This window comes from Brevibacillus sp. DP1.3A (assembly GCF_013284245.2).
Taxonomy (GTDB): domain Bacteria; phylum Bacillota; class Bacilli; order Brevibacillales; family Brevibacillaceae; genus Brevibacillus.
Map to the genome: position 1 here is coordinate 317,840 of NZ_CP085876.1, position 18,881 is coordinate 336,720.

Annotated in this window: 14 protein-coding genes; 10 read left to right on the forward strand and 4 right to left on the reverse strand. The window is 47.4% G+C overall.

The genetic code is table 11. The features are described 5' to 3' along the window. The 4 genes from HP399_RS01855 (at window position 1) to HP399_RS01870 (ending at window position 5,350) form a co-directional block, all read left to right on the forward strand. Window positions 1–636, forward strand: a complete 636-nt coding sequence (locus HP399_RS01855) for a hypothetical protein (protein WP_007724675.1) — start codon at window positions 1–3, stop codon at window positions 634–636. Between the two features lie 13 nt (window positions 637–649). Beyond that, on the forward strand, window positions 650–1,915 hold the full coding sequence (locus HP399_RS01860; protein ID WP_048035301.1) for a TRAFAC clade GTPase domain-containing protein: 1,266 nt from the start codon (window positions 650–652) through the stop codon (window positions 1,913–1,915). Beyond that, window positions 1,915–4,413 carry a GAP1-N2 domain-containing protein gene (locus tag HP399_RS01865; protein ID WP_173619907.1) on the forward strand — a complete coding sequence of 833 codons (2,499 nt, stop codon included), beginning with the start codon at window positions 1,915–1,917 and terminating at the stop codon, window positions 4,411–4,413. The genes HP399_RS01860 and HP399_RS01865 overlap by 1 nt, the downstream gene beginning before the upstream one ends. A gap of 202 nt (window positions 4,414–4,615) precedes the next feature. Next, window positions 4,616–5,350: an MBL fold metallo-hydrolase gene (locus HP399_RS01870; protein WP_173619906.1), complete on the forward strand. Its 735-nt coding sequence runs from the start codon at window positions 4,616–4,618 to the stop codon at window positions 5,348–5,350. Between the two features lie 110 nt (window positions 5,351–5,460). Here the strand turns inward: HP399_RS01870 and HP399_RS01875 are convergent, their stop codons facing one another. Then, window positions 5,461–6,087, reverse strand: a complete 627-nt coding sequence (locus HP399_RS01875; protein WP_173619905.1) for a cupin domain-containing protein — start codon at window positions 6,085–6,087, stop codon at window positions 5,461–5,463. A gap of 129 nt (window positions 6,088–6,216) precedes the next feature. Between HP399_RS01875 and HP399_RS01880 the strand changes: the two genes are divergently transcribed. Then, window positions 6,217–12,132, forward strand: a complete 5,916-nt coding sequence (locus HP399_RS01880) for an AAA family ATPase (protein WP_173619904.1) — start codon at window positions 6,217–6,219, stop codon at window positions 12,130–12,132. Between the two features lie 51 nt (window positions 12,133–12,183). Here HP399_RS01880 and HP399_RS01885 read toward each other — a convergent pair whose 3' ends face one another. The 3 genes from HP399_RS01885 to HP399_RS01895 all read right to left on the reverse strand — a co-directional run bounded on the left by HP399_RS01885 (window position 12,184) and on the right by HP399_RS01895 (window position 13,855). Beyond that, complete coding sequence (locus tag HP399_RS01885; protein ID WP_007724662.1) at window positions 12,184–12,540, reverse strand: response regulator; 357 nt, start codon at window positions 12,538–12,540, stop codon at window positions 12,184–12,186. Between the two features lie 191 nt (window positions 12,541–12,731). Next, a complete protein-coding gene (locus tag HP399_RS01890) occupies window positions 12,732–13,094 on the reverse strand; it encodes a carboxymuconolactone decarboxylase family protein (protein WP_106833498.1) in 363 nt (120 codons plus the stop codon). 86 nt (window positions 13,095–13,180) lie between these two features. Continuing rightward, window positions 13,181–13,855 carry a Crp/Fnr family transcriptional regulator gene (locus HP399_RS01895; protein ID WP_173619903.1) on the reverse strand — a complete coding sequence of 225 codons (675 nt, stop codon included), beginning with the start codon at window positions 13,853–13,855 and terminating at the stop codon, window positions 13,181–13,183. A gap of 201 nt (window positions 13,856–14,056) precedes the next feature. Between HP399_RS01895 and HP399_RS01900 the strand changes: the two genes are divergently transcribed. The 5 genes from HP399_RS01900 to HP399_RS01920 all read left to right on the forward strand — a co-directional run bounded on the left by HP399_RS01900 (window position 14,057) and on the right by HP399_RS01920 (window position 18,813). After that, window positions 14,057–14,821 carry a DUF4097 family beta strand repeat-containing protein gene (locus HP399_RS01900; RefSeq protein ID WP_173619902.1) on the forward strand — a complete coding sequence of 255 codons (765 nt, stop codon included), beginning with the start codon at window positions 14,057–14,059 and terminating at the stop codon, window positions 14,819–14,821. A 251-nt stretch (window positions 14,822–15,072) separates the two neighbouring features. After that, complete coding sequence (locus tag HP399_RS01905) at window positions 15,073–16,026, forward strand: ABC transporter permease (RefSeq protein ID WP_017246627.1); 954 nt, start codon at window positions 15,073–15,075, stop codon at window positions 16,024–16,026. After that, window positions 16,023–16,964, forward strand: coding sequence for an iron chelate uptake ABC transporter family permease subunit (locus HP399_RS01910; RefSeq protein ID WP_173619901.1), 942 nt, complete (start codon window positions 16,023–16,025; stop codon window positions 16,962–16,964). The genes HP399_RS01905 and HP399_RS01910 overlap by 4 nt, the downstream gene beginning before the upstream one ends. After that, window positions 16,961–17,719, forward strand: coding sequence for an iron ABC transporter ATP-binding protein (locus tag HP399_RS01915; protein ID WP_173619900.1), 759 nt, complete (start codon window positions 16,961–16,963; stop codon window positions 17,717–17,719). The genes HP399_RS01910 and HP399_RS01915 overlap by 4 nt, the downstream gene beginning before the upstream one ends. 104 nt (window positions 17,720–17,823) lie before the next feature. Further along, on the forward strand, window positions 17,824–18,813 hold the full coding sequence (locus HP399_RS01920) for a siderophore ABC transporter substrate-binding protein (RefSeq protein ID WP_304502537.1): 990 nt from the start codon (window positions 17,824–17,826) through the stop codon (window positions 18,811–18,813). Window positions 18,814–18,881: the final 68 nt, after the last annotated feature.

Below are 18,881 nucleotides of genomic sequence, written 5' to 3' on the forward strand. Positions count from 1 at the left end.
ATGATTAATCGGGAGGAAACAACAGAAACCTTCATCAAGGACGTCACCTGCCAGCATCAAGGGAGCGAATACGTGCTCAATTGGCATTGGGCGCAGGATATTCCGTGTGTGTACGTGCACAAATCGCAGTTTGGCGCCCCTTTTGACGTAAACGAGCTGGATGATCGTCAGTTCAAGCTGTATACCCGAGAAGAATACAAAGTCCACAAAGGGCTGCGGGAAAAAACAGACGGCATCGGCCGGTACACATACCGCATCTTTCCTTGCCGATTGGAAAATGGCAAGCCGATTTTGCTCATGCCAGACGGGGATGCCCATGTGATCCACGTCAGCACAGGAAAGGCCAAAATCTACTACTCGTTCAAACGAGGCGGAAGCTGGTTTAGCAAGCATCAATCGTTGCAGATTCGCATTTTTTCAGAGATTCCGATCGCGCGGGACGTACTCTGCTACGTCAAAAAAGAAGGCTCTTCTCCCGCCCACAAGGATGATGGTACCCGATACAATTTCATTCGTGATCTCGAGCCCGGTGTCAATCTGATGCCGGAGATTGAGGTCAGGAAAAAAGACGTCGTCCGCCTGTTTTTTACGGACGGGAAAAAATACGGAGAAATGTACGAACTGATTCCTGAATAGGAGGGGATGCGCCATGCTGTCGTTTTTGAAAAACATGTTTGAAAAGAAGCCGCAGGTCAAGGAACGGCTTCCTTTTTACGATATTGTCTGCCCGTACTGCTTCGCCAAATACGGACCGGACCAAGTTGTCTTCCGTGCCACACATCATCGTCAGGACGACGAAGACTACGCGTTGCAGGAGGATGAGATTCTCAATGCGTATCGGGATAAATTCGGACTGGATGCCATCGACGAGTTAGAAGCGGTGATCGATCCGGAATCCATCCCGTCGGAAAACCATTTGTACGTTGATAACGTCCTGGCGGGTGTGACTGACCGGTATGGCATGGTTTCCAAGCGCAGACTGTGCCCGAAATGCCACAACGAGCTTCCGATTACGGCGGGCAAAGCACCGAGCAACATTATTTCGATTGTTGGGGCGTCCCAAGTAGGGAAGTCCGTTTACATGACCTCATTGATTCATACCTTGCAGAACACGACTGCGAATCACTTCGATGCAGCGTGTATGCCGCTCAATGCGCAGATTAGCCGCAAGTTCCGGGAGAACTATGAGGCACCCTTGTTTGAACGCGGACAGCTGCTTGATTCCACGCAAAAAGAAAAGCGTCAGGAGCCGTTCATCTTCCAGTTCATTTTCAAGGATAGCGACAAGGCTCCGTTGATCCTTGTGTTTTTCGACGTAGCAGGCGAGGGAATGGTAGACCGCGAGTATTTGGAGCTGTATGCGGCGCATGTGAAAAACTCGTCTGGCATCTTGTTCCTGGTCGATCCGCTGCAAATCAAGACGATTCGCGATCGGGTCATGCTGCAAGCAGGGGATGAGCCAGGGGAATTCACAGCAAGGTACGACGAGCCGCGTGAGGTCGTCATTACGTTGTTCGAGAACTTCATCGGCTATCAGGAGCAGAGCAAGACACATATCCCGACTGCTGTCGTGCTGACGAAGAGCGACATGCTGCATCTGATCAAGGAAGACGACGGCGAATACATCAAGTCGAACAGCAACGTTTTCCGCAATTTCGTCCATGAACAATATTTGAACACAACTGAATTTGAGAACATCGATGGGGAAATCCGCCGATTCATCGAAAAGGTGGATAGACCGTTTAAAGACGCGTTAGATGTTTACTTTACGAATACGGCCTATTTCGCTGTATCTGCGCTGGGGAGCAATCCCGTCAATCAAAGGGTGAGTGGTGTCGTGACGCCGATTCGCGTCGATGAACCGTTTATTTGGTTGATGCACCAGCTTGATTACATCGAGGGGAGGGAGCGGTAGTGAGCAACCGTCAGCCCATTTTGCAGCAGTACTACACCCGCGGGCGACAAGGGGTTTTCCGTTCGAACGAAGGATACGATACTGTCGCCAAAACGCCAGGGCTGGATAACCAATTCATCAAGAAGGCGCTCCATCCGTTTTGCGTGTACGACGCGCCGCGACAGCTTCAAGAGCGGGCGGAAAGTAATCTGGCGCTCTTTCCGGAGGCGCTCGTCAGCTTCCAGGCCGAATCAGGAGAGATGGTTCTCGGCAGAAGTGTATTTGTCGGAGCGGACTTTACCGGGCAGCGCAATACGTTTTTCAGCCACAACTATGTCATTCCGGTAGAGCGTCGAGATGAATTTATCAAGAATCCGGGCAAGATCTTCGGAGTTCGTACTTTTGCAGATCGCCACGACGATGCAGCGGGCAAGGAGCTTCCTACCGTCGATGACATCCCTTCAGAAAAGGGCTTGTCGCAAGACCGAAAACAGCTGCTTGGTCAATTGGGCGTCGATGAGCGTTTATTCAAACAGCTTCTCTTTGCCGTGATGTCCTCGCTCGCAGCGAAAAAGAAGGTGTTCATCAGCCTGGATGTAGATATTAGTGTCTCATCCAAGAGTGCTGCTCAATTGTTGGAGATTTTGTACAGTTGTCTGCCTTATGAAATGCGCAGACATTTTGGTTTTCTCACTTTTAGCAACGAGCCGCAGAGCAAGAAGCATATCCACGTCATGTTCGTGGAAAAAGGGAGCATACGCCCAGGCGGGGGGCATAGCGACAAAGACTTTTTGTTCGACTTCTCGCTTGGTCGCGTTCAGAACGTCGATTTGCAGGACGGAGGACACGAATACCTCGATTTTGCCTGGGAGTATGTGAATGAGCCACGGATTCTGGATGCGTTCCACGAATTTTGTGAGGAAGTGCTGGCTGGAGCAGACCATGCACTGGCCTTGAACCTTCGCACGTACTATGAGCTGTGCGCCCTGTATTTGATTGAAAAGGGACGAACGTCCGTGTATGAGAGCAAGCGGGCGGGCGTTTGGCAGGCGTTGAACAGCTATTTGGGGCATAGCAGCTTGACCCGCAAGAAGCGGCTGATCGAGCTTCAGGAAATGCTAATGCGGATCGAGGTAGAGGCGCTTTCGTCCAAACAGCTGCCTGACGGCGAGACGATCAAGCAAATGATTGAATCCTACCGTGTCACCAGGCAGGAACGCCTGCAAATGGATTTGATCCGCTTCTTGATGGACGTGTTGATGAAGGCCAAGACCTCGAGACAGAGCAGCTACGTGGCAGATGTGTACAAGCATTTGTCCAGCAATCGGGAGCTGTTTGGCTTCATGATGCGGACGATTTTTGGCTATCCACAGTTGGTGAAGCCGCTCTTTGAGGATTATATGACCGAGCGGGTAGCTGCCGTGACCAGTTTGGACCAGATGCTTAAGGAAATCCGGTTTTGGACGGAAACAGAACCGCAAGCTATGCGCAATGCTGTTTTTGTTTCTACCACGACGGAGAAAGTTCTGCGTCTGTTTACGCGTGAACGCCAAAAGCTCGCTGCTGCCATTACCATCCACCAGTTCTTTGAAAGCATCGATGGGGCACGCAGCTATGCCGATGAGTTGCTGGATGAGCTGGACAAGTCCTTGATGAAGCTCGTCGCGCTAGACACGCTATCCAAGGATGATTTCCAAGTTCTCATCGCCCTTTTTGAGGAGAAGCCACAGAGCTTTTTCGGAACGCTGGATATGGAGAGTCGCCACAAGCAAGAAATGCTCATCAATCTGGCGAAGCTGCATGAAGAGAGAGGCACGCCACACCCGGCAGAGTTTTTCCGAAAATGGGATCGGGAAGCGATTTCCGTGCAGCAAAGAATGATCCAGAATATGCTGAGTAAACCGCTCCATGCTGACGAGTTCCCGCAGGTGCCGCTGGTCTTTTACCGAGAAGATCATTTTGGTCAGGAAGGCTTCCAGTTTGCAGAATTGCTGGAGTATGTTCAGCAAAATGGTGGGGAAGCCGTTACACTGTCCTTTATCCAATGGACGATGAGTCAGCGGATGTTTTTCGAAGGGAAGTATTTGCTGCCTGCATACAGACAAGCATTGAAGGCATTTTTCCTTGAGGAGAAAGGCAAGAGATTACGGGATAAAGAATGGCGAAAACGGTGGTATGCGATCCGAAATGCTGATTTCCGCAAGCTTTTGGACGAGGTGCGTAGCGAAACAGCCAATCCGCTCGTGAAGCTGTTTCGGCACAAAGCTACAGTGATATCCAGCGCAGTTGTCTTGCTAGGCGCCGGAGCGTGGGGAGGCTATATGGTTTGGGGAGGTACGAGTACGCACGTGCAGCCACCTGAAACGCAGCCTGAACCGATCCGCCCACCGGCTGTGTTCGTACCAGTTTATCGGTTGATGGTGGACGAGCCTGACATCCAACCTGTCCGTGGCATTCTTGGGGAGCGAAGCCAAGATGCATCAACGGGTGGGCAGCCTGTTCAGACAACGACACCTTAAGTTCATAACAACGCCAACGCGGTCTGCTCGGGTAGGAGGGACCGCGTATTTCGGGGGTCTTTTTTGAACAAGAAGACGCCTTGAAAATATATTGACAAAGATTTTTATTTGTGATATAATAAAATATTTTTCTGTTGAAAAAACTCCTCACTCCGTGATAAAAAGTAGTTGTGCGAAGAAATGATGTGAGGAGGAATAGGGTATGAAAGCTAACACAGGTGTAAAAATGATTCCGTTACAAGGCGAGGCATTTGGCAAGCCGATGGTGATCTATCCCACCTTGCTTTGGGATGATGATCGAGCGGTATTAGTGGATACAGGAATGCCTGGTTCATGGGAGACTATTCGTCAGGAGATCAGCCGTGCTGGCATCCCACCTGAGCGTTTACAGGCTATCATTTTGACACATCAGGACATAGATCATATTGGTAGTCTTCCAGAAATCGTTCGTGAGCTTGGCGGACAGGTAGAAATATACGCGCATGAGCTAGATCAGCCGTACATTGAAGGCACACGCCCTCTCCTCAAAGCAAACCCCAAAAGCATGGCCCCTTTACTTGCGATGTTGCCTGAAAAGGAACGCGAGCACTTGAAATGGCTTTGCGAAAATCCACCAAAGGCAATGGTGCACAAGACACTGGCAGACGCAGAGATTCTGCCGTATTGTGGGGGAATTCGCATTATTCATACTCCCGGACATACGCCGGGGCATATCAGCCTTTATGTACAAGATAGCAAGACCTTGATAGCAGGCGATGCTATGGTGTACATGAACGAAGCACTTCAAGGGCCGATTCCGCAAAACACTCTCGATATGGAAATAGCAGTAAACTCATTAAAAAAATTCGAGAACTTGGAAATTAATAGTATCATTTGTTATCATGGAGGCATGTGCCAAAACAACGTGCAAGAGCAGCTTCACGCTCTGATACGGTGAAGTAGTTACACGAGCTACACGATAAAACAATGAATCCAGGTTGGAATATATGGATATAAGAAGCGTGGAGGACACCAAGCTGGAGTAATCCTTATGGTGTCTTTCCCATTTTATCCTTGCAACGTCTTTTGCGCTGTTTGCTCGATTTCGGAATGGGAGATTGGTGCAGTTGGAGTGGATTTGTAGTATTTTTCCAGCGATTTATCTGAGCCTGTCCAACGAGCGAGTGCAGCGAACACAGCGAACATGCCTTTTTGTAGAAAGCGCGGAATGATTGGGAGGTAAAACTGCCCCATCTGAAAGATCGTTCCCAAGAGGAGAATATTTTTCGGGATATTTTGCTTGATAATCGGCAAATAAAAGCTGCGCCCGTCTGTATCGAGTCCGTATCCACAGCGGACAAACGCTTCAAAAGTACCTGCCGGACGGATTTCGACATCGAAGCTGACGAATTCGCTAGAGGGGTTGTGGAACCCATGAACCTTGTCTGTCGGAATGGTTAGCTTCTCTCCCGGCTTCAGGATTACTTTTTTTCCATCAATGGTTACCTCTAAATTTCCAATTACACCTTCAAAGGTTTCGACAAGTTTTGTATGATAGTGTAGAAAAATCCCGTTATCCGGTGGAAGATCGGTACGGAATAACAAATATTCGCCATTCGTTTCTTCCGTTGTTTTCAGAAAGGTAACCACTTCATTATTGTGCGGGTTACTTACACTGCGACTTAGATTTGACAAAACTAGACCTCCTTGAAAAATAGTAAAAAGAGATTATTTTAAGACAGAATATAGATTAAATATAGATTATTTGTTCTGGGGCAACAATTAAAAAGATAGGATGTTCTACCTAAAGATGGAGTGGATAGTATGAGCGGCATGATCGTGGTTCCAGGGTATCGGGTGGCAGAGTTTCTTTCCACTCATTCAAAATTGGGAATTTATCGGGGTTACAGAAATAACGACAATCTCCCTGTCTTATTCAAAGTACCGATGGAAGGACCTTCCCATAAGGAATCTCTGTGGAAACTGAAGCATGAATATCGCATTCTTCAATCATTGGAATCCCATGCAGTGGAAACGATCATCGAACTCGTTAATCACAACCGTGAGACGGTAATGGTTACGGAAGATTTCGGGGGAGTGCCGCTCTCCTTGCTTATGAAAATGAAAGGACTGTCACTGAAGGAGATGCTCTTCATTGCGGTCCGCATGGCTTCCTGCTTGAAGGAAATCCATCAGCACGGAATCATTCATAAGGATGTAAATCCCGATCATATCCTGGTTCATCCTGAAACCTATGAAGTAAAGCTTGTTAGCTTTGGATTGGCGACGAAATGCCACCAAGAATACCAAAGTGTGATGAATCCAAAAGAATGGAAGGGGAATCTTCGCTACGTCTCGCCGGAGCAGACGGGGAGAATGAATCGCACTGTCGATTACCGCTCCGATATTTATTCTTTTGGTGTCACGCTCTACGAGTTACTGACTGGAAAGCTGCCCTTTTTAACTTCGGACATGCTTGAACTCATACATGCTCATATGGCGAGAAAGCCGCTCGCTCCCTCCAGTGTAAAACCATCCGTTCCAGAGATTCTATCGGACATTGTGATGAAGTGTCTGTCGAAAAATACAGAGGATCGCTACTTTAGCATGTCTGGCTTGCTGGCAGACCTGCAGCGCTGCTACAACCAGCTTGAACAAAACGGTTTGATTACGCCTTTTCCGCTTGCTTTAGAAGACCGTGCTGATCACTTGCGGATTCCAGAGAGGCTGTATGGACGTGAGCAAGAAATCCAGATGCTCATTGATGCATTTGAGCAAGTCACGAACGGCGCTACGAGGATGGTTCTCCTCAGTGGCTCTGCAGGCGTGGGTAAATCTGCTCTCGTGCTGGAAGCGCAAAAAGCGTTTTTGAGAGGCCGGGGACGTTTTGTTTCAGGAAAGTTCGACCAATATAATCAGGCCGTTCCGTATTCGGCCATCATTCAAATCTTTCAGGATTTGATCAAACAGCTCTTGGCAGGCCACGAACGCGAGCTGCTCGCTTGGCGAGAGATGATACTCGACGCCGTGCAAGGACTTGGTCAAGTGATCGTGGATGTCATTCCGCAGCTTGAGGCAGTGATCGGCACACAGCCTGCCGTACCTGAGCTGCCTGCGGCAGAAGCAAAAAATCGCTTTCAATGGGTGATGCAACGCTTTATTCGTATTTGGGCGCGACCAGACCATCCGCTCGTCTTGTTCCTGGATGATTTGCAGTGGGCGGATTCTTCTTCGCTTTTCTTGATTCGAGAGTTGGTTGCGGATATGCAGATCAGTCATTTTCTGTTGATTTGCTCTTATCGTGAGCATGATGGCAGTACGATGAATCCGTTGATTGCCCTTTTGACAGAGACAGGCATCAAGAGCCGTATCTTGCGCCAATTCACGTTATTGCCGCTTCGAGAACCCGAATTCAATGCGATGCTAGCGGATGCGTTGCATAGTGATCCGGATATGACGAAGCCGCTGGTTACGATTATCATGCAGAAAACAGCTGGGAATCCGTTTTATGTAAGAGAATTCATTAAAACGCTGTATGATCGGAACTTGCTGTGGTATGTGAGAGAAGAACGGAACTGGCAATGGGATTTGGCCGAAATCGAAAAGCTGGGTACTACGGAAAATGTAGCCGATTTTCTCGTAGAAAAAATGAGAAGATTGCCTGATTCCACTCAGCAGCAGCTCGGTTATGCTGCTTGTCTGGGTAACTCGTTTTTGCTTCATTTGATAGCCAAGTCACGAAATCAAACGGAGTCAGAAGCCATCCAGCATATACAGCCTGCGATTGAGGAAGGTCTCATCTATCCGATTGAAGGAGCGGAATATCTGACTTACGCTGCGCTCGTGGAAGAAGAAGTGGCATCTCAGATGAAGATTCGTTTCCGCTTTGTTCATGATCGCATTCAACAGGCCGCCTATTCGCTGTTAGCAGAGGCAGAGCGCGGACATATTCACATCAAGCTGGGCAGAATGATGTGGGAAATGTCCCAAGGAAGCGAATCTGGCTTCCTGTTCGAGATTTGCGATCATATGTATCGGGGCAAAGAGATACTGGAGGATCAGGCGGAGCGCATTCATGTAGCGTACTGTCATTTACTCGCTGGTCAAAAAGCGAAATCCTCTGCGGCATTTGAGTCGGCCTTGCAGTATTTCCAACGCGGTCTCGAGCTGGTGGGGGAAGAGGGTTGGCAGCACAATCATGATTTGACCATGGAGCTGTGTGCGTTGTCTGCGGAGACGACGTACCTCTGTAACCAATTGGATGAGGCAAAACAATTGTTTGACCGCGGGATGAAGCATGCCAAAACAGACAGAGAACGCGTTCGCATTTTGGAAATGGAAATTCGCATGTATACGCGACTGGCTGAATTTCCGCGTGTCATGGAGATCGCAAGCGAAGCCTTAGGGTTATTGGGCGTACCGATTCCGAAAAAGCCTGGCAAGCTCGATATCATTAAGGAAATGTTTCACATCAAACGCCGCCTCAAAGGTCGGAAGATAGATGAGCTGCTGTATTTGCCGGATGTTCCCGATGAAAATTATCAAATGGCGATGAGTATCATCAGCTACGCAGGCCCATCTGCTTACTATGTCAATCTCAATTGGTTTGCTTTAACGATTTTGCGTGCCCTTCATCTGTCGCTCGTGCACGGAAACACGGTCGCCTCGGCGAACGGCTATACCGGTTACGGGATCGTACAAGCTGCTCAATTCGGAAATTATCGAGAGGCTTACGAATTTGGGCAATTGGCTTGCCGGGTAGCAGACAGCTTCGCCGATCCGATTGCCATGACAAAGGCGTATGGCGCGTTTGCCCTACTGATCAATCACTGGTGCGAGCATGCGCGGACGAATATCCCTCTCCTGAAAAAAGCGATTCAGCTCGGCTTGGACGGTGGCGGCAACATTTATGCTGCCTACAATGCCCATGGGCTTGTGGAGGCCATGCTCTATTGCGGTGTGCCAGTGGAAGAATTGGAGCAGCAAATCGAGGAATACAGCGATATGATTCAACAAATCAAGGTCGTTGATCACGATGATCGGCTCCTGTTATTGCGCCAGGCGCTGCATACTTTTACACGGTGGTCCGACGATGAACGAACGGCGTTTTGCCATGATGGATTTAACGAAGTGACATATGTAAGCAACCTGCAAAAAGAAGGAAACAGCTATAAGCGGTACATGTACTACTACTATAAATCGATGGTTCATCTCATGTACGGGAACCACCTGGAGGCTGCCGAGCTACTGGCTGAAGCGGAGCAATGGATGGATTCAGTCAGCGGACAAGTTCTTGTCAGCCAGCAAGTTTTTATGCAAACACTGGCATTAACAGGGCTCTATGAGAACGCCACCCGACAGGAAAAATCGAAGTATGGGAAAAAAATCAAAGCAAATATCAAAAAGATGAAGACATGGGCAAAGGAATGCCCGGAAAATTTTCAGCACAAGTGGTTGTTGATGCATGCTGAGTGGCTGCGTGTCACTGAGCAAAAACAAGAAGCAGGTCCTTTTTACGAACAGGCGGTTCAACTCGCCAAAAAGGATGTTTTCTTGCAAAACGAGGCGCTGGCAAATGAATTGGCTGCCCAGCATTACTTGGCACTCGGACTCGAAACGATTGCGAAGGTATACATGACTGAGGCGCACGAGGTTTACATGCTTTGGGGAGCGGTTGCCAAGGCACGAGAGATTGGGGAACGGTACCCTTATCTTTTGCAACGGGCAAGAAGCTTGGGAGCTTCCGCCGAGATTGCCACGACTGACCAGACAGCAGACCTCGTCGATTTAATGAGTGTCATCAAGGCATCGCAAACGATTGCTAGCGAGCTCCGCCTGGAAATGCTGTTGGCGACAATGCTGCGCACGGTGATGAGCAATGCAGGTGCGGAGAAAGGAATCCTCCTGCTGAAAAAAGATGGTGACTGGCTCATCGAAGCGGCAGGCTCTGTCGATTTGGACGTGGAGATCATGCAGTCTGTCCCATATGAGCATAGCGGGATGCTCTCTGTCGCTGTCGTGAATTACACCATTCGTACAGAAGAGATGCTGGTGCTCCACAACGCTTCGGTTGAAGGTGTCTTTTTCCGCGATACGTACATTGCGAAGCACACGCCGAAATCGATTCTATGCTCCCCGCTATGGCAGCAAGGCAAAATGATCGGTGTCATTTATTTGGAGAACAACGAGACGACACATGTGTTCAACGAAAAACGCTCAGAGCCGCTCAGACTGATCTTCTCGCAAATTGCGATCTTTATTGAAAATGCGAGATTGTATCATCAATTGGAGCAATGGAATCAATCCTTGGAAAAGATTGTGACAGAGCGTACCAATGAGATTCAGGCACTTTTACAGGCGAATAAAAATCTGTTAAACAATGCGGGACAAGGCTTCCTTTCTTTTTCCAAAAACCTACTGGTCCATTCCGAATACAGTCGGGAATGTCTACGGATTTTTGGCCGAGAACTGGCTGGAGTATCGGTCGCCGAGCTACTTTACCCAGATCGTCCAGAGGATAGCATGTTTATTGAATCCCTTTTGGAAAAGTACTTTGAAGCAAAAGACCAAGGGCAAAAAGAGCTGTATCTCAGCCTATTTCCTACAGAAATCCAGATCAATCAAACGCCGTTGAAGCTGGCATGTAAGCCGATTTATGAAGATCGGCGAGATTCGCCAGAGGGCTTGATGCTGATCCTGACTGATATGAGTGAGCAGCGGGCGCTCAAATCCAAGATGGAGCGAGAATGGCAAAGGTTGAATATGGTCGTAACGGTAGCGATTAGTCTCCCGCTCTTCCAAAAGGTACTGCGAGCTTTTGATGCTTTCTTTGAAGAGGGGTGGAAGCGGGTCCTCAGAGAAGAGATAGCGGAGTCCGAGAAACTATTCAAATTGGTCGCTCAGATTCATCAATTTAAAGGTGACTTCAGCCAATTACACTTGATTCATACACCGCAAAAGCTGCATGATTTGGAGTCGTGGTTGATTCAATGGGCAAAGTCTGAACAACGCCTGTCCGACGAGGATGTGCGCGCCCAGCAGTCATTCGCAGAGGTTCAAGCTGCGATGCAACAAGATTTGTCGATCATGCAGCACAAGCTCGGGGTCGGGTTCCTCGATCATAACGAGCATGTGTACTCGATTGCAAAAGAGCGATGGGAAAGCTTCGAGCATGAGATCACCAGTCTGGTACAGGGGGAAGCTCAGCAGGAGCTGCTCCACCGCGTTCGCAAGCTTCGCTATCGTCCGATGAAGGACATGTTGTCCAGGTATGAAGACTATGTAAGTGAGCTTGCCATCCGTCTGAATAAGACTATCGATCCGGTCGAATGGGATGCAGAAGAAGTACTGGTCGATCCGGAGCGATTCGTGAATTTTGCGAGGAGCCTGGTTCACGTATTCAACAATGCGATCGATCATGGAATGGAAGAAGAGCAAGAACGATTGGCATGCGGAAAAGAACGCAGCGGCAAGATTCAATGCCGCATTTGGCAAGAGGATACTTCCCTGTACGTCATGATTCGTGATGATGGGCGGGGCGGAGATATGGAAAAGCTAAAGTTGGCATTGGCGGAGCATGTCACGGTACAAGAAAATGCGAGTCTCGTATCGGGCAGAGGAATTGGCCTGTCCATTGTTAAGCAAGAGGTTGAGCAGTTAGGCGGAACCCTTCAGGTTCATACTCAAAAAGGAGAAGGCACCCGCTTTACCTTCCGAATCCCGTTGGAAGACATTCGCTAGACCCATAGAAAAAACTGAGGCGACAGTGCCTCAGTTTTTTTGTTTGATCGACTAAAGAGAATTCGTAATGGAAGCCAAAAGTCGTTCTTCATCGATCGGTTTAAGAATATAATGGCGCGCTCCAGCGTTGATTGCTTCAAAAACGAGCGGCTTTAATCCGTTGGTGCTGACCATAATGATGTTGGCGTCGGGGAAGGTGCCGATGATTTTTTTGACGGTATCTATGCCATTCATGCCTGGCATATTGATATCCATCGTCACCACGTCTGGGAGGTGGGCCGCATACTTTTGATAGGCGTCCAATCCATTCGTTGCTTCTGCAATGACTTGATGGCCCGCCCGTTCCAAAATGATTTTCATGTAATCTCGTACTACAAGGGAGTCGTCTGCTATCAGTATACGAGCCATAAAACCTCCTGTTTCGAAACGGTTCGTTATTCTTAGTAAGTAGTCTACTTTTACCATAACACTGATAGGAAAAATGTCGCAATAATTTATCATAAAAAGTGTAGATGAACACGCGAAAAAACAAACGAATTCCAGCTCGTAATGAAACTGGATTCGTTTGTTTTATTTTCCAGATGAGTGATATATTTGGGTTAGCAAAAGCAATCTGGCTTACCAGGAGCATCACGATAGGCGAGCAAGGCATTGACCCCATGACTTAAGATGGCACCGGACCGTGTCACTGCGGCAACGAGTAGAGCCTCCATAATTTCCTCCATCGTGCCGCCCAGTTCTTTATACTTTTTGACGTGAACATCGATGCAGTAGGGGCAGCCAGTCACGTGGGCGACCACAATGGCAATCAACTCTTTCGTTTTGACCGGGAGCTGGTGGGATTGCTGGTAGATTTGTCGCTCGAAAGAAAAATAAGAAGCGGCAGCCTCAGGGGCCAATTTCATCAATTCAGGGATATGCGACAAATTTGCTGATTCATAATACGAACGTGCTTTTGACATGAAACATCCTCTCCATTTCATGGGTAGTCGCTACGACTTCATTGTAGAGAGAGAAGATATTTGCTTCTGTAACTTACTCACCAAACTCACCAATCACCAAGAAAAAGTCTTTCCTGGAGGGCATCGCGGTGAATAGCAGCGATTCGGCCTCGTCCTAACTGAAGCCATCCGGCTTTCTCAAACTCCTTGAGTGACCGGCTGATTACTTCTCTGGCAGTCCCGAGTTCAATGGCAATCGCTTCATGGGTGATGGATAGGTGATTGCGAGAATCCGTGGTACGACGGAGCAATAATTCGGCGATGCGGGCGTTGATTGGTTTAAAGGCGATATCTTCGACGAGAGACGTGACGGAGACCATTCGGTTGATCATGTTCCGGTAAATAAACTGACGCAAGTCCTTATAGCGATCCATCCATTCTTTGAAGACATCTACAGGCAAAAGCAGCAGCTCGGTTTCCTCTTCTAGCTGTGCGGACACTTCATAGCCCGTCTCACCTAAAATACTTGCCATCATGAGGACGCAGACTCCCCCGCGTTGTACCCGATATAACGTAACCTCACGTCCTGACTCACTGATGATATAGATGCGTACCTTACCTGACAATACAAAAGCGGCGTGGGCAAACAGATGACCCTGCTGCATCGTAAGCTGGGGAGAAAAGCGTTCCACTGTTATGTCAGGATGGCGCCATGCGGCTTCCGGAACAAGGGAAAAGCACGGAAAAGCATCCGTAACAAGTTGGATTCGGTTCAAGTCCATTGTTTTACCCTCCGAGGCAATTCAATTGGGAAAATATTCTTACTTGTAGTGTAGGGAAAAGACGCGATCTCTACAATGGAATATCCGTCTACAGACTGACGAGGGAACAACGCTGTAGCCTGATTTCTCTTCTACGCTGTTTTGCTACGATGTTATAGAGCTTATCTTGAAAAAATAACCAGTATCGAGAGGAAACAACAGATGAAACAAATGAAAAAGTGGATAGGAGTAGGTCTAATCGTTGTGGGAATCGGTTTGGCCGGATGCACGATCACAAATAACGTGATCAATGTGGAAGAAGAAAAAAGACAGCTTGAATTGCCTGCGGAGTCCATCGAGGCGTTAAATATTGTGACCGATTCGGGCGATTTGGTCGTCAAAGGTGATGAAAAAGCAACCGCGATTCATGTAGAGGCTGAGATCAAATCGAAAAATGTCAAACCCGAAGACATCATCATTACACTCGAGAAGGATGGGAATAACGCAACACTACGATCCGAAGTGAAGACAGATATCGGTTTAAACTATGTGGATATGACGCTAACGGTAATCGTTCCTGCCCAGCTGCCGATAGCCCTTACCGATGGATCAGGAGATATTGACATGACGAACCTAACAGGAAAGCTCACGATTGAGGATGACTCTGGTGATATTCGATTAACGAATACGAACGGAGAGGTAGAGATTCGTGACCAGTCCGGTGACATCCTGATCAAGGACGCGTCCGCCCTCAAGCTGATCGAGGACGACTCGGGTGATATCTACATGGAAAATACGGGTGGAAATGTAGAGATTCACGATCAATCCGGCGATATGGTTATTCGGAATCATAAGGGTGACATGAAGATATCCGACGAAAGCGGCGACATGGTCATTGATACTGTCGAAGGAAATGTAATCATTGAGAATGACGGGAGCGGAGAGCGAACCGTTCAAAACATAAAAGGCTCGTACACATCTAAATAAATCAGAACCGTCAGGGTTTTTGCCTTGGCGGTTTTCTTGTTCTTGTCGGTATTTTGACAAGGTTGAGGGGAAAATTAGCCGACTAATGAAAAAAAGCTTTCCCTTCCAATAAAGAAGTGCTAATATAACAAAGGTGGTTCTAATTGAGAATGAATCTCTTTATTAATGATCATGAGAATTATTCTCTCTCGTAAATACTCGAGTCAATACGGAACATTACTCCAGGAAAAAGTAAGAAGAGTAGGGACGCGATGAAAAAGAGATATTTGGTTGTAGCACTTATTTTGCTATCGTTCGTTTCACTTTTTATTGGCGTGAAAGATATATCTCCGTGGGATCTGTTCAATCTCACAGATGACAAAGTGCAAGTGCTGTGGATTAGCAGGATTCCGCGTTTGATCAGCATTATCATCGCAGGGATCAGCATGAGTATCGCCGGATTGATCATGCAACAGCTGACCCGTAACAAGTTCGTTTCTCCAACGACAGCAGGGACTGAGGACTCCGTTCGATTCGGAATATTGGTTTCACTTTTGGTGTTCGCTGATGCGAGCTCTTGGGTGAGGCTGCTCGTTGCTTTTGCATTTGCTCTCTTTGGAACCTTTGTCTTTATGAAGATTCTTGAAAGAATCAAATTTAAAGACTCCATTTTCATCCCGTTAGTGGGACTGATGTTTGGAAACATCGTCGGATCCATCACGACGTTTTTCGCTTATAAGCATGACCTGATGCAAAACATGTCTGCTTGGTTGCATGGAGATTTCTCCACCATCATGAAAGGCAGCTACGAGCTTTTGTACATAAGTATTCCGCTGGTGATTATCGCTTACTTGTATGCGAACAAGTTCACCATTGCGGGAATGGGTGAAGAGTTCGCCATCAACCTCGGGTTGAACTACAAGCATGTCGTCAACATTGGATTGGTCATCGTCGCTTGTGTAACTTCGGTAGTCATTCTCACGGTAGGGACAATCCCGTTTTTGGGGCTGATCATTCCCAACCTGGTTACGATCTACCTGGGAGATAACCTGAAAAAAAGCTTATCTCATACCGCTTTGCTTGGCGCGGTGTTTGTACTTGCTTGTGATATCCTGGGACGCCTCATCATTTTCCCATACGAGATTTCCATCGGCTTGATGGTTGGGGTCATAGGTAGCGGGATATTCGTGTACTTACTCATGAGAAGAAAGGCATATGAACAATGAAAGCGAAGATAGGTGCCCTGTCGATTGTGGCCATTGCTTTGATAGCCATTTTTATGATGATTGACGCCGGTGGCAACTGGGATTACGTCCTTCCTCGGCGGGCTAAGAAAATTCTTGCCATCATTTTAACCGGTTGCATCATCGCCTTCTCTACGATGATCTTCCAGACAATCACGAACAACCGAATCTTGACGCCTAGCATCATTGGTCTCGATTCGCTCTATATGTTCATCCAAACATTTGTGATCTTTGTGTTTGGCTCCACCCATTTCACCTTGATGAACAACAACGTGAACTTTCTGATCTCGACAGGTGGGATGGTGCTTTTCGCTGGCTTGCTCTACAAATTCCTGTTTAAGAGGGAAGGGCAAAACATTTACTTCCTGCTCCTCGTCGGATTGATCTTGGGCACATTGTTCAGCAGTTTGTCCACGTTCATGCAAGTGTTGATTGATCCGAATGAGTTTCTGGTTGTGCAAGACCGAATGTTCGCCAGCTTCAACAATGTAAAAACAGACCTGTTGATCACGAGCTTTGTTCTGGTCATCGCAATCATGATTTACTTCTGGCGATACATCAAGTACTTGGATGTGTTATCACTCGGTCGGGACCAGGCGATCAATTTGGGGATTCCGTACGATTTTGTCATCAAGCGGTTCCTCGTTGTTATTGCCATTCTCGTATCGATCGCGACAGCGCTCGTTGGACCGATTACCTTCCTTGGACTGCTGGTAGCGAATCTCGCCCATCAGTTTATGAAAACCTATCAGCATAAATACTTGCTGGTGGGCTCGTCTTTAATCAGTGTGATTGCACTGGTTGGCGGTTTGTTGATTGTGGAGCGTGTACTTGCGTTCTCTACGACGCTCAGTGTCATCGTCAACTTTATTGGTGGGGTTTACTTCATCTATCTTCTGTTAAAGGAGAATAAAGCGTGATAGAAGTCCGGAATGTCACAAAACAGTATGGTAGCAAAAATGTCGTGGAAAATGTCTCTGTGAAGATTGCCAAGGGGAAAATCACGTCTTTTATCGGACCCAATGGGGCCGGAAAGAGTACGCTGCTGTCGATGATTAGTCGCCTATTGACCAAGGATCAAGGCGAGGTTTTCATTGAGGGTCAGGAGATTAGGCAGACAAAGAGCAGTGAGCTGGCAAAGAAAATCTCGATTCTCAAGCAATCGAATCACATTACGGTGCGGTTGACGATTCGTGAGCTGGTCAGCTTTGGTCGCTTCCCGTATTCACAAGGCAATTTGTCAAAAGAGGATTGGAAGTATGTAGACGAAGCGATCCAATATTTGGAGCTCACGGACATTCAACACAAGTACCTCGACCAGTTGAGTGGCGGTCAGCGTCAACGCGCTTATATCGCGATGGTTGTCGCTCAAAATACGGAATACGTCCTCTTGGATGAGCCGCTCAACAATTTGGATATGAAGCATTCCGTCCAGATCATGAAAGTGCTGCGACGTCTGGTAGACGAAAGGGGCAAAACGGTTGTCATTGTCATTCACGATATCAACTTCGCTTCCGTCTATTCGGATTATATCGTCGCACTCAAGGATGGAAAGGTCGTGAAGGAAGGCACTACAGATGAGATCATAACACGACCGATCTTGAAAGATGTCTATGACATGGATATCCATATCGAAGACATTGAAGAAAATAAAATCTGTGTCTATTTCGCGTAAGCTCCATCTTCCTATCGTTAAAATTTTGATGGCCTGCCGGGGGTTTCATCAGCAAGCTATCAATAATTTTATATACTTTTACATTCTATATAGAGGTGAGAGAAGTGAACAAAAAATTACTCATGCTGTTTATGGCAGTACTGTTGGCTGTATTCACAGCTGCATGCGGCTCCAATAACGCCGCTCCTGCAACACCTGCGGCGGACGCAACGAAAGCACCTGAAGCTGCACAAACATCCGAAGAAGTTACGATCAAGCATAAATTGGGTGAAGCAAAACTGAAAAAGAATCCAAAAACCGTTGTAGCATTTGACTACGGTGTTCTGGATTCCTTGGACAAATTGGGTATCGAAGTAGCGGGTGTTGCACAGTCTTCCAGCATTCCTGCATACCTGGAAAAGTTCAAAGATGCGAAGTACACAAACATTGGTGGCTTGAAAGAGCCAGACTTTGAAAAAATCAATGCAATGAAACCGGATGTGATCTTCATTTCCGGTCGTCAACAAGATGCTTACGAAGAACTGAACAAAATTGCTCCAACCATCTTCATGGGTGTAGACAATGCGAAGTACATGGAATCTTTCAAAGAGAACATGAAAACATTGGGTACCATCTTCGGTAAAGAAGCACAAGTAGAAGAAGAGCTGGGCAAAATCGATGCATCTATCAAGGAATTGAATGCAAAAGCAACGGCAAGCGGCAAGACTGCTCTGATCGTTATGGTTAACGAAGGCAAGCTGAACGCTTATGGCGCTGGTTCCCGTTTTGGTATCCTGCATGGTGAATTCGGATTTACGCCTGTAGACAAAAACATTTCCGTAGAAAACCATGGTCAAAGCGTTTCCTTTGAATATATCGCAGAAAAAGATCCAGACTATCTGTTCGTAATTGATCGTGGTAACGCGATTTCCAAGAATAAAGAAGTGTCTACTTCTACACAGCAAACTGTAGAAAACGACCTGATTAAGAACACGAAAGCATTCAAAACTGGCAACATCATTTACCTGGATTCTAGCAACTGGTACTTGTCTGGTGGCGGATTGGTATCTACCGCTGGCATGGCAGAAGAAGTTCTGAAAGAAGTTAAGTGGTAAGAGGCTAGAAAAGAAAGTGGCGACAGCCGAAGGGAGTAAGACATTCCCTGGGCTGTCGCCTTTTCATT

Coding starts and splice junctions, on each gene's coding strand:
- HP399_RS01910 (WP_173619901.1), top strand. CDS start 16,023: ATGAAAGCGAAGATAGGTGCCCTGTCGATTGTGGCCATTGCTTTGATA.
- HP399_RS01855 (WP_007724675.1), top strand. CDS start 1: ATGATTAATCGGGAGGAAACAACAGAAACCTTCATCAAGGACGTCACC.
- HP399_RS01880 (WP_173619904.1), top strand. CDS start 6,217: ATGAGCGGCATGATCGTGGTTCCAGGGTATCGGGTGGCAGAGTTTCTT.
- HP399_RS01885 (WP_007724662.1), bottom strand. CDS start 12,540: ATGGCTCGTATACTGATAGCAGACGACTCCCTTGTAGTACGAGATTAC.
- HP399_RS01900 (WP_173619902.1), top strand. CDS start 14,057: ATGAAACAAATGAAAAAGTGGATAGGAGTAGGTCTAATCGTTGTGGGA.
- HP399_RS01860 (WP_048035301.1), top strand. CDS start 650: ATGCTGTCGTTTTTGAAAAACATGTTTGAAAAGAAGCCGCAGGTCAAG.
- HP399_RS01905 (WP_017246627.1), top strand. CDS start 15,073: ATGAAAAAGAGATATTTGGTTGTAGCACTTATTTTGCTATCGTTCGTT.
- HP399_RS01895 (WP_173619903.1), bottom strand. CDS start 13,855: ATGGACTTGAACCGAATCCAACTTGTTACGGATGCTTTTCCGTGCTTT.
- HP399_RS01890 (WP_106833498.1), bottom strand. CDS start 13,094: ATGTCAAAAGCACGTTCGTATTATGAATCAGCAAATTTGTCGCATATC.
- HP399_RS01870 (WP_173619906.1), top strand. CDS start 4,616: ATGAAAGCTAACACAGGTGTAAAAATGATTCCGTTACAAGGCGAGGCA.